This window comes from Neobacillus sp. BP17 (assembly GCF_059579525.1).
Genome location: NZ_CM184198.1, coordinates 2,946,322 through 2,973,204 on the forward strand (window position 1 = coordinate 2,946,322; position 26,883 = coordinate 2,973,204).

A 26,883-nucleotide genomic window follows, 5' to 3' on the forward strand; every position below is an offset into this window, starting at 1 on the left:
CTAGTTTATGTTTACTAAATTTCTTCCAAATAAGTTAAAATAGATATTAAAAAGAGGTGTGAGGTGTGTCATGGACTTATTTTCAAGAATAGCGGAAGATAAAATAAAAGAAGCAATAAAAAATGGGGAATTCGAAAATCTGCCTGGGATGGGAAAGCCGTTGGATCTGAAAGATGATCTGCCAGGGATGAGCGCAGAAATGAAAATGGGTTACCGAATGCTTAAGAATGCAGGATTCATTTCAGACCAAGTCGATTTACGAAAAGAATTGATTACCTTAAATGATCTCATTTCCGCCGCCACTGATGACGAAGAAATTAACAGGTTACAAGAAAAATTAACAAGGAAACAGTTGCAGTTTGAAAAAGTGATGGAACAAAGAAGGAAAAATTCGAATGGACGTTTCGGCAGTTATGCGGAGAAAATTTATGGAAAAATTAAATAAGTAGTTGTCTGGCTTCACTAAAAATGGAACAAAATAATTGCAAGAAGATAAAGGGTTTATTACTGGAGGTACATACGTCATGTCTACCATCAATAAGATTGCTGCAACATTATTGTCAGTCCTGTTTCTAATAGGAGGAATGGTACCGAATAGGATCAGTGCTGCTGAATCAGAGGTCCCCAATATTGTGGGGGTGTATGGAGTAGCCATTGATGCAGAGACAGGCGAAATTCTTTACAACAAAAATGCCCACTCAAAAGCATTTCCTGCAAGTATGACGAAAGTGTTAACGGCCATAATTTTAGATGAACAAATAAAAGATGGGACTTTATTAAGGGTTAGCTCACATGCGGCGAATCAAGAATGCCTCTGTTTGGGGCTTACAGCAGGGGAGATGATTTCTAAACAAGACGCGATGAAAGCTTTATTATTATTAAGTGCGAATGATGTCGCCGTTACAATTGCTGAGAACGCGGCAGGAAGTGAAGAAGGATTTGCAGTTCTCATGAATCAGAGGGTCAAAACATGGGGCCTTAAAAATACTCATTTCGTTACATCAAATGGGCTTCATGACCCAAACCATTATACAACACCCTACGATATGGCCCTCATCACCAAAGAAGCGCTTAAACATCCTAATGTACTAAAGGTTATGACTACACGAAAAACAATGATTAAAACAAGCAAGAAAGAAAAGACAATCAGTAATCTATTTAAATTTCACAGGAGCCCAAACTCGATTACTGGTAAACCTGGGTTTACAAATGCGGCTCATCATACACTATTGGAATACTTAAAACAAGGAAATAAGGAAGTTATCTCGGTTGTCATGAAAACCGATAAACAGTCAAAATACAGCGATATTCAAACCATGGCAAACTATTCATTTGCCCATATGAAGTCAGAAAATGAGTTTCCGGAAGGTAGGTAGTGAGGAGGGACCCATTCATTTGACCTCAAAAAATAGACCGCCTTGTCAGCGGTCTTACTGTTGTTCTTGGTCATCCCAATAATGTAAAGTATCGATTTTACCTGTCGGCTCACTTTTTAATACATTACCATCCTTGTCTTTATATACCTCGTACTCCTGGTACGTTTCTACGATATAGCCATCCACTTTTTCGATTTTCTCTAGTTTTTCCTCCAAAACTGGAACATCGCTGGAAGGCTCAACTTCTACAGGCTGTGCCATCACAGGTTGATCGGCTGAATAGGTAAAGTTTTTATTAATAAATGAGTACGGTGAATCAAGATACGCTGCAAAACCTAATGTGGCCAATAAGCAACAAATACTAATAAAGGTTTTTAATTTCATAAAATGGGCTCCTTTTTTACTTACATCCTCGTAACCCATTTTATGCGTGTCCTAAGAACATATGCATCTTGTTTAGTTTTGTATATTTGTTGATTTAACAGAAGCAATCTGCGGTCGAAAAAGTAAAAATAGAATAAAAGCAGCAATGGAGATAATTGCACCAGAAATATACGGAAGCCCGATGGCCAATGAAAACAGCCAACCACCAAGTGGAGGACCAATAATTCGGCCAAGTGAGTCAAAGGAAGATAATAGGCCAGTTGAACTTCCGTGGCCAGCGCTTGACGTTTTCGTAATTAGAGAAGAAACACTTGGACGAATGACTCCATTCCCTAAACCAAATATAGTTAGAAAAAGAGCTGCAGTACCAAAACTATTCACCAATAAAATTAAAGCAAATCCAAGCGCAGAAACAATGATACCCGACTGGATAACCATCCTTTCCCCGTATTTCTTCGTCAATCTACCAACTAGACCACCCTGGACAATCGCACTCCCAAATCCCATGATCATAAAAATATAGCCAAGTTGAGTAGCATCTAAATCTGCCTTCTTCGCAGCAAAGTAAGCAAACGTTGCTTCCAAACCAGCCAGGGATAAAGAAATTAATAATTGCACTAGATACAGAACCGTTACAGCCCCACTAAACGCCTTCCAAAAAGAATGCTTTTTTTGGGTACCTGCCTCTGTTCTCAGTTTTGATTCTTTTAGCAAAAGGAAAACAAGAATCAAGGTAATGAAAGATGATCCACAAGCAAGATAAAAGGGCATATTCAAGCTGAATTTTGAGAAAATACCACCAATTGCTGGACCGAAAACAAAGCCTAAGCCCGTTGCTGCACCAACAATCCCCATTCCTTTGCCGCGATTCTCTTCGGTGGTGATATCGGCAACGTATGCCATTGCGGTAGGCATATTAGCAGAGGAAAGAATACCGCCAATAATTCTTGCCGCGAATAACATCCAAAGCTCTGTTGACAATGCTTGAATTAGAAAGGAGAGACCAAGTCCAGCTATCCCAATCATCATCACTGGCTTTCGCCCAATTCGGTCGGAAACTTGTCCCCACATTGGAGCGAAAATAAGCTGCATGAGAGAATACACCGCCATAAGTAATCCTAGTTCGGTTGGGTTCGCCCCAATTTCTTCGGCATAGAAAGGTAAAACTGGAATGATAATTCCAAATCCCACCATCACCAAAAACATAACTACAAATAAAATCGGTAAAGCGGACTTTGATTGCAAAGAATTTCACTCCTAGATGACATTTAAAGTCGTTGATATTACATACTTTCTTCCTATCAATAGGATAATGGAAATGTTGATAGAAAAACAAGTCTCATGCATCAATTATTTCCTTGGGTGGAAATAGTATGCAATACTTTTATTATCACTTATTTAGCTAATAGATAGCGATAATTAAGCAAAATGCTAGCAATTGATATCAGGGTGATAAAAACCACAAAAAAACACCATTCCATAAGGGAAACGGTGTTTTTTGCTGAATCTAGTTCCAGTGCCAAGCTGCGAGTGGGCTTCGCAAGATTATTTAACAGCTTTTCTCGTACTTTCTGATGCAAAGTCAGCGATTATGACGAGAATCATATAACAAAGAAGTAACAAGGTAATCTCTGTATATTGGAAATAGCTCATTGCCAACTTAAACTCCATACCAAGACCACCCGCACCAACAAAACCAACCACAATGGTTGTCCTCATGATGACTTCCCAGCGATAAAGAATATAAGTGAGAAATCGTGGTAATACAGTGGGCAGGATACCGTAGAAGAAAATCTGGATTTTCGATGCACCTGTAGATGCTAAATTCCTTATTGGACGCGGGTCCATATCCTCAATCACCTCTGCCCAAAGTTTACCGAGAATCCCAAAGTTGTGGAGTGCAAGAGCGATTGCCCCAGGCAGTAACCCGGGTTTAAAAATAAAAATAATCATCATCGCCCAAACTAACTCAGGAACAGAACGAGAAAAGATATAGGTGATGCGAACTATTCCATAAAGAATCCAGTTATACCACTTCTTTGAAGAAGTTAACCCCCCATTAGCTATATTTCTAGCTGCAGGAATCACTGTAAAAAAAGCAGCGATGGTCGCAAATCCAATTGCCATAATACTCATTTCCAATGTTTCAAGAGTGAGTTTCAAAGCAGCGGCCCAACTGCCAGCATTGAAGAAAGCAGGGTTGGCATCATTTAATCCAATCAGACCACCGAAGAATTTTTTTGCATATTCAATATTCTTATCAGATAATAATTCAAAAAATTGAGCATTCTCAGCGACCGTAATAAATCCCCATGAACAAACTACTAAAAGCAAGGTGAAGAGAAGAGAAAGCCAACCAGGACTGAGTCCCTTTCGGCGTTTCCGTTCTGTTAACCCTTTTCGGACGAAATTACTCCAAATATCTACCAATATAACAAGGACAATTAGAAAAAAAACATATGACCAGACTTGATCGTATTTCAAATCAGCCAATGATAATTGAATTTGGTAGCCTAGACCGCCAAGTCCAACAAAACTCATAATTGCAGAAGACCGAATGGCACATTCAAAGCGGTACATCGTATAACTGGTCATGTCGGCCCAAACCAAGGGAAAATAGCCGTAGGTGAGTAATTGCAGTTTGGATGCTCCTGCTGATTTTAAGGCTGTGATTGGCTGATCAGGCACATCATTTAACATGTCCGCAAAAATTCTGCCAAGTATCCCTCCGTATGGAATCGCAAGGGCAAATATGGCTGCATAAGGGGAAAGACCTACGGCAGCAACGAAAAGCCAGGCCCATATTAACTCATGAATCGAACGCGTGAAGCCTAATATTCCCCTAAAAAATACTTTAGACGTTAACCGAGCAACCCTGCTTGAGGTTAATGTTCCAGAGGCAAGAACACCGACTATTAGTGCATAAATAATGGCAAGTGACATGCCGGCAACAGCATAGGCTAGCGTTATCCAGGCTGATTCAAGCCCCTTCATTAATACCTCAGCAGACAGGTCCGGTTGAATGAGTCCTTCAAATATTTGCAACAAAGTCGGTATTCCACCTGCATGGAATAGATCGGCATTCCATTGAATTGAAAACAAGCTCCAAACGAATACGGCCGTCAAAAGTAACGTGAGAAGGAGGCGATTATACATACCGAAGACTGATTTACGTCCCAACATCTCACCCTTGCTCCTTTAACCGATAAAGATCTCTTAACAAATCATCTGTTACTTTTTCTGTCGGTAAATCAAAAAGAATTTCCCCATTTTTAAGGGCGATGATTCTTGTAAAATATTTACGAGCATATTCGACGGAATGTATACTTGTGATTAATGTTTGTTTTTGCTCTGAAACGATTTTGATGAGCATGGCTAAAACATCTTCCGCACGCGCCGGATCAAGGGAGGCTACAGGCTCGTCCGCTAAAACCACTTCAGGTTTTTGGACCATTAATCTTGCCATTGCGACACGCTGCTGTTCGCCTCCAGATAAAGTGGACGTGATTTCATGGATTTTATCAGAAAGACCAACTCGATCCAGTGCTTTCAAAGCAACTTCTTTTTCTTGGGGAACAAGTAATGAGAAGAGGGATTTGATAACGCCCCATTCCGCTAATCGTCCCGCCAGGACATTATGAATGACGGCAATGGACCCAATAAGATCAAACTGTTGCCGAATGACGCCAACTTTTTTAGCAAAAATTTTGCCTTTTTTATAGGCTGATATTGGATGGCTATCGATTATTAGTTCCCCGTTTTGGATTGGCACGAGTCCGGCTATGGAATTTAATAATGTAGTTTTTCCCGCGCCGCTTGGTCCAATTAAGGCAACCATTTCCCCTTGCTCAATAGAAAAAGAAAGGGAAGATAAAGCTATCTTCCCCTCAAAATGTTTCGATATATTTTTTGCTTCAATCATTGTTTTTGAAGACATTCTACGACACCTACTACTTAATAATCTGTAACTCTTTTGCTACCTTTTCAATCTTTTTGTAATTATCATTATTTGTTTCGACAAAACTCTCCGTTTGGAATAAATCCGCAATTTCCTTTTGGTCTCCCGTAATGGATAGAAGGGCTTCTTTAACTTTTTGCTTAGTTCCTTTACCAAAGACTTCTTCGACATTACTATTGATAGTCCAGTTATAGTCATAGTAAGCAGGGGTGGTATAGAATACTTTTACTTTTTTCGTATCCACTTTACCTTCTTTTACCGCTGCTTCCCAAACGGCCTCATTTAGTGCGCCCGCCTTAAAGGCACCGGATTCAATTAACTTATAGGTTGTATCATGTGAACCGGAGAAGTTGGGCTTGCCATCAAAATCGGTATTGGCATCTATTCCAGCTTCAGTTAGGAAGTATCTTGGCATTAAATGGCCGGAAGTGGAGCTTTCACTGCCAAATGTGAATGATTTCCCTTTTAAGTCTTCCAGCTTTGTGATATTTTCAGATGATTGGGTAATAAAGACCGAATGGAACTTAGCGTCCCGTGGTCGTTGCACAATTGATTCTGATTCAGGAACAAGGTTTCTAGCTTGTACACTTGTTAAGCCGCCAAACCAAGCCATATGAATTTCACCACGTTGGAAACCAGTTACTAATGCTGCATAATCCACAGACGGTACAAATTCAACTTTCATACCAGTTTTTTCACTAAGATATTTTGCAACAGCGGTCATCCCTTTATCTAAATCTGCAGCATTCTGGTCAGGAATGGCTCCAATTTTAAAAATTTCATTATTAGTCGCTTCTTTTTTTCCTTCACTCGTTTTTTCATCACTTTGCCCACAAGCAGCTAATGAAATTACTAGCATAACAAGAATAAGAGCAGAAAGCCATTTTTTCACATTAATTCCACCTTAGTTTTTAAATAGTTTCTCTGTACTTTTAGAATTATACTTAAATGATTTTTGATTATAAATTCATTAAATCGATTTAAATAATATTTATTAATCGATATTATAGATAACAAAACATATTTATCTATAGATGGCAGGCATTCCAAACTTCCTCCAATTTTTACGATGAATAATATTCCATAAAACAAGGGCAAAATAAAAGAAAAAGGAATTAGATATGATTGGATTACTAATTGCCATTATTTCATTTAATTATTTTGCTTTTAAGAAAAATAAACTTCTAAATGGTAATCAAATTGTCCATATATGGACTTTTACGGTCGCTTTCCAAGTATTGTTCGATGTGATGGTTGAATTCAAATACCATGGATACTGGTATTTTGATAAAGAAATTGATTGGGAAGGATTGCTTCCACATATATTTTTAGTGCCCGCTGTTAATATGATTTTTTTAAATTACTTTCCATTTAAATCAAAAATCATTAAGAAAATATTTTATATTATCATTTTTGTCATTCTGATTTTGATTTATGAAGCCATCACATTGCTGCCAGCTCCGTGGGGTTTCTTTCATTATGGATGGTGGAAGTTATGGCACGCAGCCATTCTTGACCCAATTTTACTGATCATACTATTAGGTTTTTATAAGTGGATATGTAAGTTAGAAATGAGTTCCTGTAAAGCTCCAAAAATACAAGAATGAATAGATATTGAGCTGCATACGCGCTCTTTTCTTTTTGCCGTAATTATTTAGTTAGATGCTTAAACACATGAATACCCTTGTCCATATAATAGTAAAAAAGAGGGGAAGGGGTGAATAGTTTGGCAATCAATGAAAAGGGAATATCAATCGGTACCATTTCTGGTGGGATTGTAAACTTTGGTGGAGCGGTTTGTATTAGTCCAATCACAATCACATCGGATAATACAGGTTCTGGAAGTGATAATACAAAAACAAATATAACTTCAAGGTCTAGAGTAAGCTCCACTACAAAAAGAAACATAACAGACCTGTTAGAAATGATTAAGGCGATGCTTTGAATGGCATCGCCTTTTTGATAACATTTCCTGAAATAAAAAAGAAAGGACGTTACCTTTTAGTATCGTCCTTTTACATTATTTTTTATTATTATGAGGCAATTTGATTATTTACTTCATTTACTTGCTTCATTTGCTTTGTTGACTTTGTTACGTTTAAAACAATGTTTAAAAAGATTGCAGTTAGACTTCCTGTGACAATGCCGCTGCTGGTAAGGATTTTAACACTCTCAGGCAGGTGGGCAAACATATCCGGTACGGCCGTTACGCCCATTCCCATCCCAACTGAACAAGCTATGATTAGGAGATTTTCTTGTGAAGCAAAATCTACGTTACCAAGCATTTTTATTCCATAAGCAATGACCATTCCAAACATAGCCACCATTGCACCACCAAGTACAGGTGTTGGAATAACTGTAGTAAAGGCTGCAATTTTCGGAATAAACCCAAGAAAAACTAACATACCGCCCATTGTATAAATGACGTTATTGCTTTTAACACCTGAAAGCTGGACAAGTCCTACGTTTTGGGAATAGGTTGTGTATGGGAATGCATTAAATATCGCACCAATAATACTTGCTAGACCTTCCGCACGATAACCTCTAGATAAATCCTTCTCTGTTAATTTTTTTCCAGTGATGTCACTTAAAGCGAAATAAACTCCTGTTGATTCTACCATACTCACAATTGCAACGAGTGTCATCGTAATGATCGGAGTCCATTCAAAGGTAGGGGTCCCAAAATAAAATGGTTTTACCATGTGGAACCATGATGCATCAGCAACAGCTGAAAAGTTTACTTTCCCCATAATAGATGCGACTACCGTACCGCCCATTAATCCTAGTAAAATAGAAATGGAGCGAATAAAACCTTTTGTAAAACGGTAAAGCAAAATAATAAATAGCAACGTTCCGAAAGCTAAGCCGATATTTGAAAGGCTGCCAAAATCCGGGCTCCCTTGTCCGCCAGCGATGTTATTCATTGCGACAGGGATCAATGTAATCCCAATAATAGTAACAACAGAACCAGTAACAACAGGTGGGAAGAACTTAATTAACTTCCCAAAGAATTGAGAAATAACAATGACTATTAGTCCAGAAATGAGAATGGAACCATAAATGGCAGAAATGCCAAACTGTCCGCCAATGGCAATCATCGGTCCAACGGCAGTAAAGGTACAGCCAAGTACAATTGGTAAACCGATTCCGAAAAAGCGATTCTTCCAAACTTGTAGTATTGTTGCAATTCCGCACATTAAGATGTCGATGGATACCAAGTAAGTTAATTGTTCCCCCGAAAATTTAAGAGCCCCTCCAACGATTAGTGGAACAATTACCGCTCCTGCGTACATCGCTAACACATGCTGAATGCCTAAAGAGGCAATTTTAAATGGATGTTGTTTCATTAGATTAATTCCTCCACATTTTCATTGATAAATGTTACTTCTCCGTTTGATAGGGAAGCAATTCTTGCTAAGGATTCAACCCTTAAACCCATGTCCTTCAATTTTTGTGCACCGTGTTGAAATGATTTCTCGATGACAATGCCAATTCCAGCAACGTTTGCACCGCTTTGTTGAACGATTTTTACTAAACCAAGAGCAGCTTCACCATTAGCTAAGAAATCATCAATGATAAGTACTCGATCACTTTCATTCATGTATTTATTGGAAACCGAAATCTCGTTTGTTTCATTTTTGGTAAATGAATAGACAGACGCCGTAAGTAAGTCATCGACCAGTGTCAATGATTTTCTCTTTCGGGCAAATAGAACTGGAACGGTCAAATATAAACCGGCCATCACGGCAGGGGCAATGCCTGAGGATTCAATCGTTACAATCTTAGTAATGCCTTCCTCTGCAAATAATCTCGCAAATTCTTTCCCAATCTCAAGCATTAACTGCGGGTCGATTTGATGGTTTAAAAATGAATCGACCTTTAACACCTGGTCGGATAAAACCTTTCCGTCAGAACTAATTTTGTCTTCTAGTAATCTCATGATTGAAAACTCCCCTTTAAAATAATAAAAGCCCAAAGGTCAATACCTCACAACAAAATAATTGAGTGAGATAATGACCTTTGGGCTTCATGTCCAAACGGTTAAGGAATGAGTGCATCTCTTAAAAAGTTTGCACATTTTCCCATTACCCACTCATAGTCAGATTGTTAACGGCAATCTGGTAGAAACTTCCGGGCCTTATCCCCGCGATTATATGAGTGAAAAGCATATGAATTTATTCACATTATAAAGCACATAAAAAGAGGAAATCAATCATTATTTTGCAAAAAACGAACAATAAGGTTTTTAAAATCAAAATCGTTCGTGCTCGGAAAGCGGTTAAATAAGTGTAAATAAAAGAACTACACAAATATTGAATAACCATTCATTTTCAGTTACTATTAAAGAGAAAATTAATTTTGAAAATTCTAAAATAAAGAGAAGGTGAGCACAATAAGGAAATCTATTCCAGATTCCTGGTGGAATCAAATGAAATTACCGGCCATTTCAGCCCCGATGTTTTTGGTGTCAGGCACCGAACTCGTCAAAAATTGTTGTCTGAATGGGGTAATTGGTTCTTTTCCTGCTCCAAATGCAAGGCCAATTGAAGTTCTGGATCAGTGGATGGGGCAATTAAATGCAGAGTTGGCGGAGGCACGGGCTCTCGAACCTAACCGCAAGATTGCACCGTGGGCGATGAATATGGTTGTACATAGTTCCTACGGCCGCCTGCAGGAAGAACTTGAATTGATTAAAAAGCACCAGCCGCAATTGGTGATTACCTCATTAGGAAGTCCGAAATTAGTTGTTGATATTGTTCATGAATATGGTGGTCTCGTGTTCTCGGATGTAAGTGATTTAAAATTTGCAAAAAAAGCGGCAGAAGCAGGTGTTGATGGCTTGATATTAGTATCTAGCGGGGCGGGAGGTCATGCTGGACAAATTAATAACTTTGCCTTTGTAGATATGGTTCGCAAATTCTGGGATGGCATTGTTGTTCTGGCAGGTTCTATTTCTACAGGGAAGGGGATTTTAGCAGCACAAGCTGCCGGAGCAGATCTTGCTTATATGGGAACAAGGTTTATCGTAGCTACCGAAAGTATGGCAAATAATGAGTACCGAGAAATGCTCGTTGAATCCACGCAAGAAGATATCCTATTAACCGATGCTTTCTCCGGTGTCATGTGTAATATGCTGGTACCAAGTATTAAAAAGGCGGGATTGAACCCAGATACACTGGTTAAAAAAGCTCAAGTTAACTTTGATAGTATGCAAAGGGAAACAAACGTAAAAGCATGGCGCGATATTTGGTCAGCAGGGCACGGCGTCGGAGCCATAAATAAAATTGAATCAGTGTCTGAAATAATAAATAGTTTAGAAAGCGAATACAAAGAAGCATTACAAACTCTCAATCGGAATGCAGGGAAATTTAGTTCCTTGCCTTGTCAATAAATTAAAAGTAAAAAACGCTCAGCGCCACTTGGCTGAGCGTTTTTACTTTGTGGTAACTTGATTGGAATATATCGATTACCTACAAAACGGCCATCTATTTTAGGACATAAGGGAAACTGAGTTTACTTCTTCTTTTTTTCCTTTGAGACGATCTTAACCACTTTATAACCTGGTTTCATTTTAATCTTTTGAACTCCATTATTAGTCGTCACTTGATACATGGTGAATTTCCGAGGCTGACGTTCGAGGACGTCGATCTTCTTAATTGTCTCTTTGTGAAAATATTTATGAAGTTTCTTGGTTTGCTTTTCTTGTTTTTCACCATAAAGGAGATCGTAGGCGAAGATAAATAAAAATATAAATAAAGCACCAAGGATAAGTGTGTACAAGACAGAATATAAAAATGACAAGGTTGACATCCTTTCTTAAAGCAATCGAGAGTATCTACGTCTTCAAGAAACCATTATAACGGAAAAGCAATCTATTTATAAGTTAATGTTTAGTGAATGATCTTAAGAAATAACATTATTTTGATTTGGGTAATCTAAAAGATATAAAAAATATTTTTCTTTTTTGTCCACTATATATGAACAAATTTAAAAAATTATGATAAAGTATACAATAGGAATCCTTCAATACCGCTATTTAACAGCAATATTAATGTCCGTCCGAAACGGACAACTGTTTATCCGCAAATGACATTAAAGGTTCAAATTATAAGGGGGAAATGAATAATGTCTAGTCATATTTTAGAACAATTTTTAAATGAAAATCTTGAGGATTTAAAGGGGAAAGGTCTATACAATGTCATCGATCCACTCGAGAGCCCCAATGGTCCACTAATCACGATTAATGGCAGAGAACTTGTTAATCTTTCTTCTAATAACTATTTAGGGTTAGCAACCGATGAACGTTTGAAAAATGCAGCAGCCGAAGCCATTGAATCCTACGGCGTTGGGGCAGGCGCAGTTCGTACAATCAACGGAACACTTAAGTTGCATGTGGAACTCGAAGAAAAATTAGCTGAATTTAAACATACTGAAGCAGCGATTGCCTACCAATCGGGATTTAATTGTAACATGGCAGCCATTTCTGCGGTAATGGATAAAAATGATGCCATTCTATCGGATGAATTAAACCATGCGTCGATTATTGATGGCTGTCGTCTATCGAAAGCAAAAATCATCCGTGTTAATCACTCAGATATGGAAGATTTACGTGCAAAAGCAAAAGAGGCAAAAGAGTCCGGTCTTTACAACAAGATTATGGTGATCACAGATGGCGTCTTTTCCATGGATGGCGATATTGCCTTATTGCCGGAAATCGTGGAGATAGCTGAAGAATTCGACTTAATTACATATGTCGACGATGCCCATGGTTCAGGTGTCCTTGGTGATGGGGCAGGGACCGTAAAGCATTTTGGTCTTTCTGATAAAATTGATTTTCAAATTGGCACATTATCTAAAGCAATTGGTGTAGTCGGCGGATATGTGGCTGGTAAAAAGAATCTGATTGATTGGTTAAAAGTTCGCAGCCGCCCATTCCTATTTTCAACTTCACTTACTCCTGCAGATGTAGCAGCAAGCAAGAAATCGATTGAAATTCTCATGGAAAGCACAGAGCTTAACGAGAAACTTTGGGATAATGGAAATTATCTTAAAAAAGGCTTGAAAGAGTTAGGTTTTAATATTGGTAACAGCGAAACGCCAATTACACCTTGTATTATTGGTGACGAAGCACTTACCCAACAATTCAGTAAGCGTTTGAATGAAGAAGGGGTTTATGCTAAGGCCATTGTTTTCCCAACGGTACCGAAAGGAACTGGACGTGTTCGTAACATGCCAACAGCAGCACATTCAAAAGAAATGCTCGACCGTGCAATTGCGATATATGAAAAAGTAGGTAAGGAAATGGGCGTTATTAAATAGAATATACAATTTTTAGCTAAGTGAAGAGGACGGTGAAACGACGATGAAGCGTATATTAATTACTGGTGCTTTGGGACAGATTGGATCAGAATTAACCTTAAAACTACGAGACATTTACGGAGCGGATAATGTTATTGCGACAGATATCAAAAAGAATGAGAGTGAAGCTGCTCAAAGCGGCCCATTTGAGACGGTCGATGTAACAGATGGAAACCGAATGGTGGAAGTAGCAAAAAAATACAATGTTGATACGGTTATGCATTTAGCTGCCTTGTTATCGGCAACTGCAGAGGCGAAGCCTGTATTTGCATGGAATTTAAACATGGGTGGGCTGATGAATGGACTTGAAACGGCAAGAGAACTAAAAGCACAATTTTTCACACCTAGTTCGATTGGTGCTTTTGGGCCTTCAACCCCTAAAGACAATACCCCTCAAGATACAATTATGCGACCAACCACGATGTACGGGGTCAATAAAGTAGCTGGGGAATTATTGTCTGACTACTATTTCCACAAATTCGGAGTCGATACCCGCGGCCTGCGTTTCCCTGGATTAATTTCCTATGTCGCTCTTCCTGGCGGTGGAACCACTGATTATGCGGTTGAAATTTACTATGAAGCAGTCAAAAATGGAAAATATACTTCTTACATTGATAAAGGTACTTATATGGATATGATGTATATGCCAGATGCCTTGAATGCCATTGTTGATTTAATGGAGGCCGATTCCTCTAAATTAATCCATCGCAATGCTTTTAATGTGACGGCAATGAATTTTGATCCAGAGGAAATTGCTGCTTCCATTGCTAAGTTTGTTCCTGGATTTCAAATTTCGTATCATGTGGATACGGAACGTCAAAAAATAGCGGAAAGTTGGCCGAATTCCATTGATGCTACAGCAGCAAAAGAGGAATGGGGCTTTAAATATGCATTTGATTTAGATAAAATGACCAAGGACATGGTAGAAAAACTGCGTCAGAAGTTCTAATAAAAAAATCCTGAGCCAAAATGGTTCAGGATTTTTTTATTATCTTTTCACATAAATATATTTTTCCTTTTTCTCCGTAACTCTTCCTACAATCGAAGCATGTGCTAAACCACTAGCTCGAAGTTTGTCCACATACAGCGCGGCTTCCTGTTCACTGAGAGCGACAAACAAACCGCCGGAAGTAATCGCATCACAAAGGAGGAGTTGTTCCTCAGGAAGGAGTTCCTCGTAGACAACATCATCCGCTAACCATTTATGATTCGCCTTCGAACCGCCGGGAACTACACCATTTTTCGCTAATTCAAGGGCACCTTCTAGGACGGGGACTTGACCGAGTGAAAATTCAAAACTGACATGACTGCCGCGTGCCATTTCACTTCCATGACCTAGTAATCCAAATCCAGTTATATCTGTGACAGCGTGAGGGTGAAATTCTGTTAACACTTCAGCCGCCACCTTATTTAGCTCAGCCATAGTGTCAGTCACAGTTTGTTCCTGTTCTGGCGTTACTGCACTTCTTTTTATACCAGTTGTGATGATTCCGACACCAATAGGTTTGGTCAACACAAGGACATCACCAGACTGGGCGCCGACATTTTTCCACACTTTATCCGGATGGACGATTCCAGTTACAGATAATCCAAATTTAGGTTCTTGGTCATCAATAGAATGGCCGCCTACGGTAATCGCTCCGGCTTCCTTTACTTTATCAGCTGCTCCACGCAGTATCTCCGAAAGCATCTCAGCGCCCAATTTTTTAATAGGGAAGCCGACGATATTTAAGACGGTTTTAGGCTCTCCACCCATAGCATACACATCACTTAATGCGTTTGCAGCGGTAATTTGTCCAAACATATAAGGGTCATCCACAATAGGAGTAAAGTAATCCACGGTCTGAATTAGTGCAATCGAGTCAGTTAATTGATAGACCCCAGCATCATCAGATGTATCAAGTCCCACTAATAATTCTGGAACAGGTTCTTGTTTCGGTAAATGACGCAAAACTTGCGCCAGGTCCTCAGGACCAATTTTGCAGCCTCAACCAGCTTTTGTTGAAAAAGAGGTCAGGCGTACTTTATCTTGTTCACTCAACGTGTCCACCTCCATTTTTATAGTATAACTCTTTCCCAAAAATTCCGCACGGATAGACAAAAAAATTGTAGTAGAAGAAGGAATAGGGTAAAATATTTACACTATCACGAAGTAGTAAACTCATTTTTGGAGGCTGTTTCTATGAAGAATTACCATATTATTGTAGAATTTTGCATGCAATGAAACTACTCACCTAAAGCCGCGAGTTTCGCGGAAGAGCTTTTTAATCATTTTTTTAGAGATATTCAAAAGTTAGAACTAATTCCAAGTTCAGGGGGCGCATTTGAAGTGACCGTGAATGGGGAGAAAATCTATTCCAAGCTTGAAACAGGAGTATTTCCTGATACAGACGAGATGATTGAAATCATTTCCAAAAAATAAAAAGAAGCCCTCTGATCAAAAAGAATTAGAGGGCTTCATTTTTTTACTTATAAAAAGATTATGTTAACTGAAGAACGAAAAAATAATCCCACAATAGTGAAATTATGGGAGGGTAATGTATCTATTTTTTCCTATACATCTATCTATTTTTGATATCACAACTTCTAAAATTCCGTTAGTAAAAGTGGCATAAACAGCCTGGTTCACGACTTGAAACGGAAAGTTAATGGTCCTTTCTCGTTTTTTGATCTTGGAAGGGGGGTATTTAGACGCTGATATCACTAATTTATTTCCTTCTATATAAACCTTTAATTCAGAAGTTTGATATTCATTTAAGATGGCCTCAACAATCCATTCCTTTTCTGTCTCATACAGATCGATTTGAAATTGGGTTGCATCATAATAGGACGTAAGTGGATCGAGAAAATATTCCTCCAGCCATTTTTCTACTTCTTCAAAGTCAAAGTTTTGATTATTTTTCAGTTGTTTCTTTTTTGACATATTTAAATCCCCCTTGCTCGTTTCATTTTATTCATAAGGGATAAAAATGTGAAGATGATATGATATAATTGGGACATGCAGAAGCGCCTCTTTTCTTAATTACGATCATCTATGGGCTCTCAAGCTTGGTATATTATAGAAGAGAACGACGGATAAAGGAGTTTTTATCTTGAAAGAATGGCTACGCTCCATCCCAGCGGTCCATGAACTTCAAAATCATCAGAGATTTTTGAATCTACTTAATGAAAGTCAGTTGGATCAACCAAATTTGACCAAACAACTTAAAGATTGTCTTGAAAGCATTAGGGGGGCAATTCTTTATGATAATTGGCCAGGTGCGAGACCAGGGACCAACGATTTTCTTGACGACCTATTTTCTATCCTCGAATCAAATATTAAGAAGCAGTATTCTTATACAATTGAAAAAGTCATCAACTCAACAGGCACTATTTTACATACGAATTTAGGAAGGGCTAGATTGAGCGAAAACGCGATCAGCCATATGATTGAGACGGCAAGGAACTATTCCAATCTAGAGTATAAGTTATCTGAAGGCGAAAGAGGCTCACGACATAGTCATGTTGAAAGCTTAATTAAAGAAATTACTGGGGCTGAAGCAGCCATGGTGGTTAATAATAATGCTTCTGCTGTTTATCTTGTTTTAAGAGCCCTCGCTCTTCAAAAAGAAGTCATTGTTTCGAGAGGGCAGCTTGTTGAAATTGGCGGTTCCTTTCGAATTTCATCAATCATGGAAGAGAGTGGGGCAAACCTAGTTGAAGTGGGCACCACCAATAAAACGCATTTATTTGATTATGAAAATGCAGTCAGCCCAGACACAGCAATTGTCATGAAAGTTCATACGAGTAATTTTAAAGTGATTGGTTTTACCAAAACGGTCGAGACAGAAGAACTTGTTCATCTTACAAAACGTTTGGAAGATGTCATTTTTTATGAAGATCTAGGAAGTGGTGCAATATACGATTTCAGGAAGCATGGAATTGGTGAGGAACCTGTCGTAAAAGAGGTCATTGGGTTAGGGGCAGATGTTGTATCTTTTAGTGGAGACAAGCTCCTTGGCGGACCACAGGCAGGGATTATTGCTGGTAAAAAAGAAATTATTGACCGTTTAAAAAAACATCAATTGGCACGAGTTCTGCGTGTCGATAAAATGACGTTAGCTGCATTAGAAGGAACATTAATTGATTATGCCCGTGGTGAAACAGGACTGGTAAATATTCCAACGCTTCGAGATTTATTTGTACCACTTGAAGAATTAGACGTTCGATCTAAGTCTTTTGTTACAAATTTATTACAAAATACTGGAAAGTATGTTACAAAAATTACTGAGGCAACCAGTCAAGTGGGTGGAGGAACGATGCCTGATGTGGAGCTTCCAACGATGGTGATCGCTTTGAAACACAGTACTCTGAGTGCAGACCAGCTTAGCAAAAAACTACGCACAGAAGTGAAGCCGGCTATTGTCGGACGGATCCAAAAAGATGAATTTATCATTGATTTACGAACAGTGACGCTTGAAGAAGAAAAGCACCTACTACAAGCTTTTATTAATATTTAGAATATAAACCTGGAGCCCCAGCACTTAATCTTAGTGCTGGGACTTTATATAGAGAATTTAGTGCCCAAAAACCTAAAGGTGCTTCGGGTAACTACATATCATGATGGGTATTATGTTTGGCCCTTGTATGGTTGCGATTCTTTACCTTTTTAGAACCACTAAGCGGCTCAGGCTGGCCAGATTGTTTTGGTGCATTTTTTCTCATGTCTTTGCCATCGTTTTTGTTCATTTTTCATCCCTCCTATATGTTAGGATGCAGTCATTAAGTCCTTTTATACCGTATATTTTTTGTAGTTCTGTGCAATTTAACTGTAAACAAAATGAAGGAGTGAAAGATGCTCATGCAAAAGTTTCCTTACCACAAAGATAAACAACAAGCATTTCAAGCAGCACAACAAGGGTATGAAAATGCCCAAGGACTATATGAAACCATCGTGAGTGATAGTGCAAGTTATGGCCATCAACTGAAACATCTGAAGGATGAAGTAAATGAAGCCTATCAGCAGATTTCAAATGCCATGGAAGTAGCATCAGAACATCAACGGGCACAGTTAGAGCGGTTCCAACAGGATTTATCAACCATGGTGTCAGAAGTCAATCAAGTGGAGTAAGAAAAGCAGGCGGGAGATCGCCTGCTTTCCTTTTCTGAATTCTGTTGAAGTGCTTAGGGTTTCGCGGTCATAAGCATTGAGCTTCCGCTTTTTACTATTGATTCTTTTTCCGTTTTTTGTTATTCATTCTTTCTTTGGCGGTTAATTCAGACTCACTGGCAAATTCCTCATTAAAGCCAGCGCCTTTTCCTTGGCCTTTAGCTGCATTCATCCCTGGAATTACATGATTAGACTTTCGTTTCACCATAGTAATCACCTCCTACAACATTACTATTTCCTGCATAGCAAAAATAATGACAAAGAAAAGTTTTTTTGAGATAATATTAGTGAAAATTTCGTTTTTTCCCTACCAACATCTATATTAACACAGATGGTGTTTTTTGAATTTTCAGAACAAAATACATAAAAAAACATAAGTTAAACTTATCAATCACAATAACTTTCTTGTTATTTACTTATGAATTAGGTTGTATTAAGATAAGAATTGTGAGAAAAGTTAAGACGGATGGGAAAATTCAGACTTTTCGACTTTTCATTTATTTTAGTGAATTATGACGAATGAGGGGGTTTTTAACACATGGTTAAAAACGATGTATTTAACGCACGAGCTTCTTTTGAAGCCAATGGTAAACGTTATCACTATTACCGTCTAAGTGCACTTGAAGAGGCAGGAATCGGCAACGTTTCTAAATTGCCTTACTCAGTAAAAGTTTTACTTGAATCTGTACTTCGCCAATATGATGGCCGCGTAATCGCAAAAGAGCACGTTGAAAACTTAGCTAAATGGGGAACAGCTGAACTGAAAGAAGTGGATGTTCCATTCAAACCTTCACGTGTAATCCTTCAAGACTTCACAGGAGTTCCAGCAGTAGTAGACCTTGCTTCTTTAAGAAAAGCAATGGCTGACCTAGGCGGGGACCCAGACAAAATTAATCCAGAAAAAACTGTAGACCTTGTTATCGATCACTCGGTTCAAGTTGATGCTTATGGATCTAGTGATTCTTTACGAGTGAACATGGATTTAGAATTTGAACGTAATGCAGAGCGTTACCAGTTCCTTAGCTGGGCACAAAAATCATTCAACAACTATCGTGCCGTTCCGCCTGCAACAGGTATCGTTCACCAAGTAAACCTTGAGTACTTGGCTGACGTTGTTCACGTAGCTGAAGTAGATGGTGAATTAGAAGCATATCCAGATACTTTAGTAGGAACAGACTCACATACGACAATGATCAATGGTATTGGTGTTCTAGGCTGGGGCGTTGGCGGTATTGAAGCTGAAGCTGGCATGTTAGGACAGCCTTCTTACTTCCCAGTACCTGAAGTTGTTGGTGTTAAGTTAACGGGCGAACTTCCAAATGGAGCAACAGCAACTGACTTAGCATTAAAAGTAACTCAAGTACTACGCAGTAAGGGTGTTGTTGGTAAATTCGTTGAATTCTTCGGCCCAGGTGTATCTGTACTTCCACTTGCAGACCGTGCAACGATTGCAAACATGGCTCCTGAATACGGTGCTACATGCGGATTCTTCCCAATTGATGATGAATCACTAGCATATTTACGCTTAACAGGCCGTGAAGAAGATCAAATTAATGTGGTTGAACAATACTGCAAAGCTAATGGCTTATTCTTTGATCCTTCATTTGAGCCAGTTTACACAAATGTAGTTGAAATCGAACTTTCTGAAATTGAAGCAAATCTATCTGGTCCTAAGCGTCCACAAGATTTACTCCCACTTTCAAAAATGAAAGAAGAATTCGTTAAAGCTGTTTCTGCACCACAAGGAAACCAAGGCTTTGGCTTACAAGCAGATGAGCTTGATAAGTCCGCTACAGTTAAATTTAACAATGGCGACGAAACTACTATTAAGACTGGTGCAGTTGCGATTGCATCGATCACAAGCTGTACAAATACATCTAACCCGTACGTCCTAGTAGGTGCTGGATTGGTTGCCAAGAAAGCTGTTGAATTAGGAATGGAAGTTCCAAAATTCGTAAAAACATCTTTAGCACCAGGATCTAAGGTAGTAACTGGATATCTTCGTGATTCTGGCTTACTTCCATACCTAGAGCAAATCGGCTTCAACCTAGTTGGTTACGGCTGTACAACATGTATCGGTAACTCCGGTCCATTAAAAGAAGAAATTGAAAAAACAATCGCTGAAAACGATCTATTAGTTACTTCAGTACTTTCTGGTAACCGTAACTTCGAAGGCCGTATTCATCCGCTTGTAAAAGCAAACTACCTTGCTTCACCACCATTAGTTGTTGCTTACGCCCTTGCTGGTACTGTAAACATCGACTTCGCTTCTGAAGCAATTGGTAAGGATAAAGATGGAAACGATGTATTCTTCATGGATATTTGGCCATCTACTGCAGAAGTTAATGATGTAGTAAAACGCACGGTTACTCCTGAATTATTCCGCAGCGAATATGCGAACGTGTTTGGTGACAACGAGCGTTGGAACGAGATCAAAACAAGCAATGAGCCATTATATACTTGGGATGAAGATTCAACATATATTGCTAATCCACCGTTCTTTGAAGGCTTATCACCAGAACCAGGTACTGTTGAACCATTAACAGGACTTCGTGTAGTAGGTAAGTTTGGTGATTCTGTAACAACTGACCATATTTCACCAGCAGGTGCTATTGGTAAAAATACGCCAGCAGGGAAATATCTACTTGAAAAAGGCGTTGCGATTCGTGACTTTAACTCTTATGGTTCCCGTCGTGGTAACCACGAAGTAATGATGCGTGGAACATTTGCAAACATTCGTATTCGTAACCAAATCGCTCCAGGTACAGAAGGTGGTTTCACTACTTACTGGCCAACTGGTGAAGTTACATCGATTTATGACGCTTGCATGAAGTACAAAGAAAACGGTACTGGACTCATTGTTCTTGCTGGTAAAGATTACGGAATGGGCTCTTCACGTGACTGGGCTGCGAAGGGAACTAACCTTCTAGGTATTAAAACAGTTCTTGCTGAAAGCTTTGAACGTATTCACCGTTCAAACCTTGTGTTAATGGGTGTGCTTCCACTTCAATTTAAAGATGGAGAAAGCGCTGAAACACTTGGTTTAACTGGTAAAGAAACCATCGATGTTCAAGTAGGCGAAGATGTAAAACCACGTGATCTTTTAAAAGTAACTGCAACTGACGAAGCAGGTAACAAGAAAGAATTTGAAGTTCTTGTTCGTTTTGACTCAGAAGTTGAAATTGATTACTACCGTCACGGTGGAATTCTTCCAATGGTTTTACGTGAAAAATTACAAGCTTAATATTGATAACACCATGCCACTTCAACTTGGCATGGTGTTTTTTATTGAAAGGATTGACAATCTTTCTCTCTTTTTAATAAAATATAACTAACAAACGAAAAGGAATGATTAAGGGCCGATGAAATTATAATCTTATTTTTCAGACATGATTCGAATAACGAAAAATGTTGAACCTGAAGAATAGGATTAGTATGTCCTTTTTTATGTCCTAATCGTATAAATGCGAACACAATCAAACCATTAACGGGTTTATTTGTGTTGCTTCTAAAGCGATATATATGACATAAATCTCTCTTCAGGTTCTTGTGAAGGGAGTTTTTTTATGCATACAAATCAGCAAATTGTATTAAAAGTAATTGACATAGAAAAAAGTTTTCATTTAAAAAAGGTATTGGATAATATTCATTTTGATATAAAAAATGGGGAACGAATCGGGCTTGTTGGCTATAATGGAACAGGAAAAACCACTTTGGCCAATATCCTTTTTGGGAAAATGGCACCAGAAAAAGGCATTGTAGAAAAATCAAAAGATTTAACGATTGGATATCTTTCCCAATCCATTGATTATCAGGTTAGTGATTTTCAGCAGTCTTTATCAGGAAATACAAAAAGTCATTTGCTCGAGCATGCCAGCATGTTAGGTCTCACGAAGGTTTTTAACTGGGAAGAAGAGCGTTTAGAACATTTAAGTGGCGGGGAAAAGTTAAAGTTGGCATTAGCAATGGTTTGGGCTTCAAAACCAGACTTTTTAATATTGGATGAACCAACGAACCATTTAGATTATAAAGGGATCGAGTGGTTGGTTTCTGAATTAGAGAAGTTCCGAGGCCCCGTCCTAATCATCTCGCATGATCGACATTTTTTAGATAAAACGGTAACTAGAATTTTTGAATTAGAAAATAGCAAAATTAATTTTTACAATGGAAACTATAGTGACTATCAGAAAGAGAAGAAGCTACGACTTGAAAATGAGAGACACAAATATGATGTCCAGCAGCAAAAAATAAAAGACGTGGAAACACAAATTACTCAGTTAAAATCGTGGTCCGAAAAAGCGCATCGCGAATCTACAAAAAAAGGGAAAGGACCAAGCAAAAGACAAAATGGGTTTAAGGAATATCATCGGGTAAAGGCTAAAAAAACAGACAATCAAGTAAAATCAAAAATGAAACGACTGCAAAATGAGTTGGAAAAAAATAAGCTGGAAAAGCCTTTAGATGAAGTTCAAATTAGGTTTCAGTTTGACACACAAGGGAAAAGAGGCAAACGAATTGTCGAGGCTAAGAACCTGTCCAAATCGTTTGACAATCGGACACTTTTTCAAAAATCCAACTTCTTTATTAATTATGGCGACCGCTTGGGACTCTTGGGTGAAAATGGCTGCGGTAAAACGACACTAATAAAAATGATGTTAGGTCAAGAGGATTATTCTAATGGGGAGTTGTGGAGCAGCGACTCCATAAAAATTGCTTATTTAAGTCAAGATGTTGATGAGTTACCTGCCGAAAAAACAGCTATTGAAGCTCTAGGATTCACTGATCGCGAGAGTGTGCTGAAAGCAAGAACTCTATTAGCCAATGTAGGCTTAAAGGAGCCGTTGATCACTAAGCCAATTGGAACATTGAGTTTAGGGGAACGAACGAGAATAAAACTCGTTGATATGTTAATGAAAGAATATGACGTTCTCATTCTTGACGAACCAACCAATCACCTAGACTTACCGAGCAGGGAGCAGCTTGAAAATACGTTATCAGAGTTTTCTGGGACGATTATTACCGTTTCTCATGACTATTACTTCCTCAATAAGCTTTGTGACCGGCTGATTGTATTTGAAAATCAGCAAATTCGACGAATTGAGATGAAACCTGAGGAGTATTTAAATCAGGAGGGAACCAATGAGGACGCATTGAGAGAATCACTCTTAATAATTGAAAACAAGATTGCATCTGTCTTAGGTGAGTTATCGTTCATGGATCAAAAAGACGCTAGATATACTGAGTTAGACAAAGAATTTAATGAATTACTTAAGCAAAAACGAAAACTAATGGGCTAAAAGAATACAGCCCATCAATTGCCTAAAATTAAAGGTCCTCAATATTTTCTATTGAGGACTATTTATATTTCAGACTAAGACAGTATAAACCAGCTCAATTTTTAGCCAATAAATTTAGAAGTTCTTTCTCTTTATTTGCGCGTATCCCAGCATTCCACTCATCCTCAGCCAATTGGCGGGTTTTCTCCCATTCATAAATATCAGTGATACTATCTTCAAGAGGCCTGTATGAAAGACCACTCTGAATGGCTTTATCAACATTGATAGAAAATGCACCTTTCCATGGCTCCACTGACTCAGGTGACAATGGAGAATTTTCGGGTACCCACAGCGGCATTTCTGTCCATGGGGCTACATTTTGATCCAAAAGAAATTGTTCCTCGGCCCAAACCACGTCTGCATTTGAACCTGTCACTTTCATACATGTATCGACAAACTCTTTAATTGTTAATGGATAATCCGGGCCCGTTGCATTAAACGTTCCAGAGGAGCGCTGTTCTTCCATGTCGAGGATCCAGTTAGCCAGGTCTTTGTTGTCAATCATCTGCACCCGGCGGTTTGGATTTCCTGGGACCAGAACCTTGCCGCCTTTTGCCATTCTATTTACCCAATAAGGGACACGGTCCGTATAATCATTTGGTCCAATTAATTGACCGGCACGAATATTTAACACACGCCCCGGCATATTTTTCTCAGCTATTTGTTCACATAAGGCCTTAAAATGTCCGTAATATTGATAGATGGGTCCGTCTGCATCCATTGAAAGCTGATTTGCTTCCTCGATTGACATTTCCAAGACAGGGTAGTTTTCATCTAAATTCTCTTGAATCCAATCTTGATAGACAGAAATACTCGAAATAAACGTATAATGCTGGACCTGGTCTTTTAATAAGTTTGTTGTGTTCTGGACTGTATAGGGGATAAACCCGCTTGTATCAAGTACAGCATCCCAATAGCGGTTTTGAAGCGCTTTCAAATTTCCAAATCGATTTCCGTAAAGGACCTCGATATCCTTAATTCCGGGACTTTGAATACCACGATTAAATATGGTGACTTCATGGTTTCGTTTTAAAGCTTCTTCTACGAACGTTTTCCCTAAAAAGCGGCTTCCACCTAAAACAAGTATTTTCAAAAATATCCCTCCTTCATTCATGCTTCTATTTTAACAAATTTTCGAACAATTTAGTTAACTTATCATAGAGACGAATAAAAAAATGAAAGTATTGCATATGTCTCGGATATTGTTAAAATTACATTGGGTGAAGTTGAAGGAATGATTCTAAAAACTTAACAAGAATTTACATAAAGTTGAAGGGATGCTTTAAAATGGAAAACACATACTTACAATCCGTTTCCTATGAAAACGGAGTACTAAAAATACTCGATCAAACCAAAATACCAAACATTACAGAATTTCTCGAAACAAAAAAAATCGAAGATGCCTGGGATGCCATTAAACAACTTAAAGTTCGTGGAGCGCCGGCAATTGGCATAGCTGCAGCGTATGGATTAGTGCTTGGGATCAAAGATGCTCCAGAAAGTTCTTTTGAAGAGTTTTATGAACATTTACAAAAGCAATCAGATTATTTGGCATCATCACGACCAACAGCCGTGAACTTGTTTTGGGCCTTGAAACGAATGAATGAACGAGCACTTAAAGAGAAGGAATTACCGATTAATCAAATCAAAGAAGCCTTGGAAGAAGAAGCTCATAACATTCGTAATGAAGATGAAGAAGTATGTCGGACCATTGGAAAGCATGCTTTAAACCTATTAGAGGACGGCATGGGGATTCTAACCCATTGCAATGCGGGCGGGATCGCTACTGCGAGATATGGAACAGCTTTAGCACCACTTTATTTAGCAAAAGAAAAGGGCTGGGATATCAAAGTTTTTGCTGATGAAACAAGGCCGCTGCTACAAGGTGCGCGATTAACTGCATGGGAACTAATGCAGGCTGGCATAGATGTTACTCTCATTACCGACAATATGGCCGCAATGGTGATGCAAAAGGGCTGGGTGCAAGCAGTGATTGTCGGTTGTGATCGCGTTGCAGCCAATGGTGATGTAGCCAACAAAATCGGGACATACGGGGTTGCCCTATTAGCAAAAGCCCATAATATCCCTTTCTACGTGGCAGCACCGACCTCAACGATAGATTTGGATACAAAAACAGGTACCGATATCCCAATCGAGGAAAGAGATGCATCTGAAATTACGGATGGCTTTGGAAAAAGGACCGCCCCTGAAGGTGTGAAAGTATTTAATCCTGCGTTTGATGTCACACCAAATGAACTTGTTACCGCAATCATTACTGAAAAAGGGATAATAAAAGGAAATTACCAGGGAGAACTGGTGAAACTCTTTCAATCCTAAGAGTGGAAGCGGATTGTTTTTTGTAAATTGTCACAGTTTCGGCATATCCTTGTTTGGTTTCACCTAAGATTATAGTGTAAAATCAATGTAGCAGATTATGATGTAAAGGAGGATTCGGGAATGATAAAAAAAGTAATTGCAACCGTAATACTTGTATCCTTACTTACCGTCGCGATTGTTCAAGCCATGGATAAGACTTCAGAAACTCCCGAAACGAAGAGTCAACCCACAGCAAGTCAAGAAGGTCTCGCTGTTGGAGCAAAAGCACCTGATTTTGAACTGAAAACACTTACCGGAGAAAAGGTAAAGCTGTCTAATTTAAAAGGCAAAAAAGTGATGCTGAACTTTTGGGCAACCTGGTGTCCTCCATGTAAGGCAGAAATGCCGGCAATGGAGCAATTTTCAAAGCAGATGCCAAAGGATGTTGTCATTTTAGCTGTTAACATTGATCCTCAATTAGATGTCCAAGGTTTTGTAGATAAAAATAAAATTACTTTTCCAATTCTTCTTGATGCAGAAGATACTGTAAATGAAACTTATCAAGTCCTATCCATACCAACTACGTATTTTATTGATAGTAAAGGAAACATACAGAACAAATATATCGGTGAAATGAAACTTGATGATATGAAAGATTTTACCAGCAAGTTAAAATAGACTAAAAAAGACGTTGGATGATTCCAATGTCTTTTTTAGTGTGAAAGGCTTTTCTTTAAAATTTTCAAAAAGTTGTAATAATTGCAACCGTTTCCGGGCATAATAACTGTTAGAATAGGAACTAAGGACGGTGATACCGATGAGAAAACCAAGAAAACGCTCATTTGCTGAGCTAGTATCTGAAAATAAAACACAACTATTAAAAGATCGCGCTGCGATGGACAAGATTGAACAGCGCTTAGAAGAAAAACGTCTCGGTAAAGCAGAATAACTAAAAAAGTTTACCAATCATGTTTTCCTTCCTCTAGGACAAAATGTAAATAAGGA

The 26,883-nt window shown here is 38.6% G+C and carries 28 protein-coding genes and 1 riboswitch; of the genes, 15 read left to right on the forward strand and 13 right to left on the reverse strand.

The window, feature by feature from the left end; genetic code table 11:
* Positions 1-70: 70 nt before the first annotated feature.
* Complete coding sequence (locus AC4QJR_RS14230; protein ID WP_098576432.1) at positions 71-445, forward strand: DnaJ family domain-containing protein; 375 nt, start codon at positions 71-73, stop codon at positions 443-445.
* A 79-nt stretch (positions 446-524) separates the two neighbouring features.
* Positions 525-1,376: a D-alanyl-D-alanine carboxypeptidase family protein gene (locus tag AC4QJR_RS14235; RefSeq protein ID WP_496523228.1), complete on the forward strand. Its 852-nt coding sequence runs from the start codon at positions 525-527 to the stop codon at positions 1,374-1,376.
* Positions 1,377-1,430: 54 nt separating this feature from the next.
* Here the strand turns inward: AC4QJR_RS14235 and AC4QJR_RS14240 are convergent, their stop codons facing one another.
* The 5 genes from AC4QJR_RS14240 to AC4QJR_RS14260 form a co-directional block, all read right to left on the reverse strand.
* Positions 1,431-1,760 carry a hypothetical protein gene (locus AC4QJR_RS14240; RefSeq protein WP_098576434.1) on the reverse strand — a complete coding sequence of 110 codons (330 nt, stop codon included), beginning with the start codon at positions 1,758-1,760 and terminating at the stop codon, positions 1,431-1,433.
* Positions 1,761-1,832: 72 nt separating this feature from the next.
* Positions 1,833-3,005, reverse strand: a complete 1,173-nt coding sequence (locus AC4QJR_RS14245; protein WP_496523229.1) for an MFS transporter — start codon at positions 3,003-3,005, stop codon at positions 1,833-1,835.
* 300 nt (positions 3,006-3,305) lie between these two features.
* Positions 3,306-4,943, reverse strand: coding sequence for a PhnE/PtxC family ABC transporter permease (locus AC4QJR_RS14250; RefSeq protein WP_496523230.1), 1,638 nt, complete (start codon positions 4,941-4,943; stop codon positions 3,306-3,308).
* Between the two features lies 1 nt (position 4,944).
* Positions 4,945-5,697 carry a phosphonate ABC transporter ATP-binding protein gene (locus tag AC4QJR_RS14255; RefSeq protein ID WP_375376997.1) on the reverse strand — a complete coding sequence of 251 codons (753 nt, stop codon included), beginning with the start codon at positions 5,695-5,697 and terminating at the stop codon, positions 4,945-4,947.
* 13 nt (positions 5,698-5,710) lie between these two features.
* Positions 5,711-6,610: a putative selenate ABC transporter substrate-binding protein gene (locus AC4QJR_RS14260; RefSeq protein WP_496523231.1), complete on the reverse strand. Its 900-nt coding sequence runs from the start codon at positions 6,608-6,610 to the stop codon at positions 5,711-5,713.
* A gap of 229 nt (positions 6,611-6,839) precedes the next feature.
* Between AC4QJR_RS14260 and AC4QJR_RS14265 the strand changes: the two genes are divergently transcribed.
* Together AC4QJR_RS14265 and AC4QJR_RS14270 are read left to right on the forward strand one after the other, a co-directional pair.
* A complete protein-coding gene (locus AC4QJR_RS14265) occupies positions 6,840-7,325 on the forward strand; it encodes a hypothetical protein (protein ID WP_496523232.1) in 486 nt (161 codons plus the stop codon).
* 110 nt (positions 7,326-7,435) lie between these two features.
* Positions 7,436-7,663 carry a spore germination protein gene (locus AC4QJR_RS14270; RefSeq protein ID WP_496523233.1) on the forward strand — a complete coding sequence of 76 codons (228 nt, stop codon included), beginning with the start codon at positions 7,436-7,438 and terminating at the stop codon, positions 7,661-7,663.
* A gap of 88 nt (positions 7,664-7,751) precedes the next feature.
* On the opposite strand, the gene AC4QJR_RS14275 is transcribed toward AC4QJR_RS14270, so the two are convergent.
* Together AC4QJR_RS14275 and AC4QJR_RS14280 are read right to left on the reverse strand one after the other, a co-directional pair.
* Positions 7,752-9,065 (reverse strand): nucleobase:cation symporter-2 family protein, encoded by a 1,314-nt coding sequence (locus AC4QJR_RS14275; protein ID WP_251459797.1) that lies wholly within the window; start codon positions 9,063-9,065, stop codon positions 7,752-7,754.
* Complete coding sequence (locus tag AC4QJR_RS14280) at positions 9,065-9,658, reverse strand: xanthine phosphoribosyltransferase (RefSeq protein WP_496523234.1); 594 nt, start codon at positions 9,656-9,658, stop codon at positions 9,065-9,067. Before AC4QJR_RS14280 ends, AC4QJR_RS14275 begins: the two co-directional genes overlap by 1 nt.
* 136 nt (positions 9,659-9,794) lie before the next feature.
* Positions 9,795-9,896: riboswitch (purine riboswitch) on the reverse strand.
* Between the two features lie 251 nt (positions 9,897-10,147).
* On the opposite strand from AC4QJR_RS14280, the gene AC4QJR_RS14285 reads away from it, so the two are divergent.
* Positions 10,148-11,110, forward strand: coding sequence for an NAD(P)H-dependent flavin oxidoreductase (locus AC4QJR_RS14285; protein WP_375376993.1), 963 nt, complete (start codon positions 10,148-10,150; stop codon positions 11,108-11,110).
* A 122-nt stretch (positions 11,111-11,232) separates the two neighbouring features.
* Here the strand turns inward: AC4QJR_RS14285 and AC4QJR_RS14290 are convergent, their stop codons facing one another.
* Positions 11,233-11,520 (reverse strand): hypothetical protein, encoded by a 288-nt coding sequence (locus AC4QJR_RS14290; protein ID WP_098576444.1) that lies wholly within the window; start codon positions 11,518-11,520, stop codon positions 11,233-11,235.
* A 324-nt stretch (positions 11,521-11,844) separates the two neighbouring features.
* Here AC4QJR_RS14290 and AC4QJR_RS14295 point away from each other — a divergent pair, with 324 nt between their 5' ends.
* Both AC4QJR_RS14295 and AC4QJR_RS14300 read left to right on the forward strand, forming a co-directional pair.
* Positions 11,845-13,038, forward strand: coding sequence for a glycine C-acetyltransferase (locus AC4QJR_RS14295; protein ID WP_098576445.1), 1,194 nt, complete (start codon positions 11,845-11,847; stop codon positions 13,036-13,038).
* A gap of 43 nt (positions 13,039-13,081) precedes the next feature.
* Positions 13,082-14,026 carry an L-threonine 3-dehydrogenase gene (locus AC4QJR_RS14300; protein WP_496523235.1) on the forward strand — a complete coding sequence of 315 codons (945 nt, stop codon included), beginning with the start codon at positions 13,082-13,084 and terminating at the stop codon, positions 14,024-14,026.
* Between the two features lie 39 nt (positions 14,027-14,065).
* Here AC4QJR_RS14300 and selD read toward each other — a convergent pair whose 3' ends face one another.
* Positions 14,066-15,133 carry a selenide, water dikinase SelD gene (gene selD, locus AC4QJR_RS14305; RefSeq protein ID WP_285851188.1) on the reverse strand — a complete coding sequence of 356 codons (1,068 nt, stop codon included), beginning with the start codon at positions 15,131-15,133 and terminating at the stop codon, positions 14,066-14,068.
* A 126-nt stretch (positions 15,134-15,259) separates the two neighbouring features.
* Here selD and AC4QJR_RS14310 point away from each other — a divergent pair, with 126 nt between their 5' ends.
* Positions 15,260-15,499 carry an Rdx family protein gene (locus tag AC4QJR_RS14310; RefSeq protein WP_373561747.1) on the forward strand — a complete coding sequence of 80 codons (240 nt, stop codon included), beginning with the start codon at positions 15,260-15,262 and terminating at the stop codon, positions 15,497-15,499.
* A gap of 102 nt (positions 15,500-15,601) precedes the next feature.
* Here the strand turns inward: AC4QJR_RS14310 and AC4QJR_RS14315 are convergent, their stop codons facing one another.
* Positions 15,602-16,000 (reverse strand): Hsp20/alpha crystallin family protein, encoded by a 399-nt coding sequence (locus AC4QJR_RS14315; RefSeq protein WP_496523236.1) that lies wholly within the window; start codon positions 15,998-16,000, stop codon positions 15,602-15,604.
* A 169-nt stretch (positions 16,001-16,169) separates the two neighbouring features.
* On the opposite strand from AC4QJR_RS14315, the gene selA reads away from it, so the two are divergent.
* Complete coding sequence (gene selA, locus AC4QJR_RS14320; protein WP_496523237.1) at positions 16,170-17,576, forward strand: L-seryl-tRNA(Sec) selenium transferase; 1,407 nt, start codon at positions 16,170-16,172, stop codon at positions 17,574-17,576.
* Between the two features lie 91 nt (positions 17,577-17,667).
* Here the strand turns inward: selA and AC4QJR_RS14325 are convergent, their stop codons facing one another.
* Positions 17,668-17,805 carry a small acid-soluble spore protein P gene (locus AC4QJR_RS14325; protein ID WP_098576451.1) on the reverse strand — a complete coding sequence of 46 codons (138 nt, stop codon included), beginning with the start codon at positions 17,803-17,805 and terminating at the stop codon, positions 17,668-17,670.
* Positions 17,806-17,917: 112 nt separating this feature from the next.
* On the opposite strand from AC4QJR_RS14325, the gene AC4QJR_RS14330 reads away from it, so the two are divergent.
* Complete coding sequence (locus tag AC4QJR_RS14330; protein ID WP_098576458.1) at positions 17,918-18,187, forward strand: hypothetical protein; 270 nt, start codon at positions 17,918-17,920, stop codon at positions 18,185-18,187.
* Positions 18,188-18,281: 94 nt separating this feature from the next.
* Here the strand turns inward: AC4QJR_RS14330 and sspO are convergent, their stop codons facing one another.
* Positions 18,282-18,434 (reverse strand): small acid-soluble spore protein SspO, encoded by a 153-nt coding sequence (sspO, locus tag AC4QJR_RS14335; RefSeq protein WP_098576452.1) that lies wholly within the window; start codon positions 18,432-18,434, stop codon positions 18,282-18,284.
* Positions 18,435-18,764: 330 nt separating this feature from the next.
* On the opposite strand from sspO, the gene acnA reads away from it, so the two are divergent.
* On the forward strand, positions 18,765-21,470 hold the full coding sequence (gene acnA, locus AC4QJR_RS14340) for an aconitate hydratase AcnA (RefSeq protein WP_496523238.1): 2,706 nt from the start codon (positions 18,765-18,767) through the stop codon (positions 21,468-21,470).
* A gap of 322 nt (positions 21,471-21,792) precedes the next feature.
* Positions 21,793-23,523 carry a ribosomal protection-like ABC-F family protein gene (abc-f, locus tag AC4QJR_RS14345; protein ID WP_098576454.1) on the forward strand — a complete coding sequence of 577 codons (1,731 nt, stop codon included), beginning with the start codon at positions 21,793-21,795 and terminating at the stop codon, positions 23,521-23,523.
* A 94-nt stretch (positions 23,524-23,617) separates the two neighbouring features.
* Here abc-f and AC4QJR_RS14350 read toward each other — a convergent pair whose 3' ends face one another.
* Positions 23,618-24,655: an NAD-dependent epimerase/dehydratase family protein gene (locus AC4QJR_RS14350; protein WP_496523239.1), complete on the reverse strand. Its 1,038-nt coding sequence runs from the start codon at positions 24,653-24,655 to the stop codon at positions 23,618-23,620.
* A gap of 194 nt (positions 24,656-24,849) precedes the next feature.
* Between AC4QJR_RS14350 and mtnA the strand changes: the two genes are divergently transcribed.
* The 3 genes from mtnA (at position 24,850) to AC4QJR_RS14365 (ending at position 26,827) form a co-directional block, all read left to right on the forward strand.
* The gene (mtnA, locus tag AC4QJR_RS14355) at positions 24,850-25,899 is read left to right on the forward strand and encodes an S-methyl-5-thioribose-1-phosphate isomerase (RefSeq protein ID WP_098576456.1); all 1,050 of its coding nucleotides are present in this window, start codon (positions 24,850-24,852) and stop codon (positions 25,897-25,899) included.
* A gap of 120 nt (positions 25,900-26,019) precedes the next feature.
* Positions 26,020-26,556 carry a TlpA family protein disulfide reductase gene (locus tag AC4QJR_RS14360; protein ID WP_098576457.1) on the forward strand — a complete coding sequence of 179 codons (537 nt, stop codon included), beginning with the start codon at positions 26,020-26,022 and terminating at the stop codon, positions 26,554-26,556.
* Between the two features lie 139 nt (positions 26,557-26,695).
* Positions 26,696-26,827 (forward strand): FbpB family small basic protein, encoded by a 132-nt coding sequence (locus AC4QJR_RS14365; protein WP_496523240.1) that lies wholly within the window; start codon positions 26,696-26,698, stop codon positions 26,825-26,827.
* Positions 26,828-26,883 lie beyond the last annotated feature (56 nt).

What these genes read in the sequence shown, in the direction of transcription:
- AC4QJR_RS14240 (WP_098576434.1), bottom strand. Translation starts at nt 1,760, where the DNA reads ATGAAATTAAAAACCTTTATTAGTATTTGTTGCTTATTGGCCACATTA.
- AC4QJR_RS14285 (WP_375376993.1), top strand. Translation starts at nt 10,148, where the DNA reads ATGAAATTACCGGCCATTTCAGCCCCGATGTTTTTGGTGTCAGGCACC.
- AC4QJR_RS14360 (WP_098576457.1), top strand. Translation starts at nt 26,020, where the DNA reads ATGATAAAAAAAGTAATTGCAACCGTAATACTTGTATCCTTACTTACC.
- AC4QJR_RS14365 (WP_496523240.1), top strand. Translation starts at nt 26,696, where the DNA reads ATGAGAAAACCAAGAAAACGCTCATTTGCTGAGCTAGTATCTGAAAAT.
- AC4QJR_RS14330 (WP_098576458.1), top strand. Translation starts at nt 17,918, where the DNA reads ATGCAAAAGTTTCCTTACCACAAAGATAAACAACAAGCATTTCAAGCA.
- mtnA (WP_098576456.1), top strand. Translation starts at nt 24,850, where the DNA reads ATGGAAAACACATACTTACAATCCGTTTCCTATGAAAACGGAGTACTA.
- AC4QJR_RS14280 (WP_496523234.1), bottom strand. Translation starts at nt 9,658, where the DNA reads ATGAGATTACTAGAAGACAAAATTAGTTCTGACGGAAAGGTTTTATCC.
- AC4QJR_RS14315 (WP_496523236.1), bottom strand. Translation starts at nt 16,000, where the DNA reads ATGTCAAAAAAGAAACAACTGAAAAATAATCAAAACTTTGACTTTGAA.
- AC4QJR_RS14235 (WP_496523228.1), top strand. Translation starts at nt 525, where the DNA reads ATGTCTACCATCAATAAGATTGCTGCAACATTATTGTCAGTCCTGTTT.
- AC4QJR_RS14255 (WP_375376997.1), bottom strand. Translation starts at nt 5,697, where the DNA reads ATGTCTTCAAAAACAATGATTGAAGCAAAAAATATATCGAAACATTTT.
- AC4QJR_RS14300 (WP_496523235.1), top strand. Translation starts at nt 13,082, where the DNA reads ATGAAGCGTATATTAATTACTGGTGCTTTGGGACAGATTGGATCAGAA.
- AC4QJR_RS14265 (WP_496523232.1), top strand. Translation starts at nt 6,840, where the DNA reads ATGATTGGATTACTAATTGCCATTATTTCATTTAATTATTTTGCTTTT.
- sspO (WP_098576452.1), bottom strand. Translation starts at nt 18,434, where the DNA reads ATGGTGAAACGAAAGTCTAATCATGTAATTCCAGGGATGAATGCAGCT.
- AC4QJR_RS14230 (WP_098576432.1), top strand. Translation starts at nt 71, where the DNA reads ATGGACTTATTTTCAAGAATAGCGGAAGATAAAATAAAAGAAGCAATA.
- AC4QJR_RS14250 (WP_496523230.1), bottom strand. Translation starts at nt 4,943, where the DNA reads ATGTTGGGACGTAAATCAGTCTTCGGTATGTATAATCGCCTCCTTCTC.
- AC4QJR_RS14325 (WP_098576451.1), bottom strand. Translation starts at nt 17,805, where the DNA reads ATGAACAAAAACGATGGCAAAGACATGAGAAAAAATGCACCAAAACAA.
- AC4QJR_RS14295 (WP_098576445.1), top strand. Translation starts at nt 11,845, where the DNA reads ATGTCTAGTCATATTTTAGAACAATTTTTAAATGAAAATCTTGAGGAT.
- acnA (WP_496523238.1), top strand. Translation starts at nt 18,765, where the DNA reads ATGGTTAAAAACGATGTATTTAACGCACGAGCTTCTTTTGAAGCCAAT.
- AC4QJR_RS14275 (WP_251459797.1), bottom strand. Translation starts at nt 9,065, where the DNA reads ATGAAACAACATCCATTTAAAATTGCCTCTTTAGGCATTCAGCATGTG.
- abc-f (WP_098576454.1), top strand. Translation starts at nt 21,793, where the DNA reads ATGCATACAAATCAGCAAATTGTATTAAAAGTAATTGACATAGAAAAA.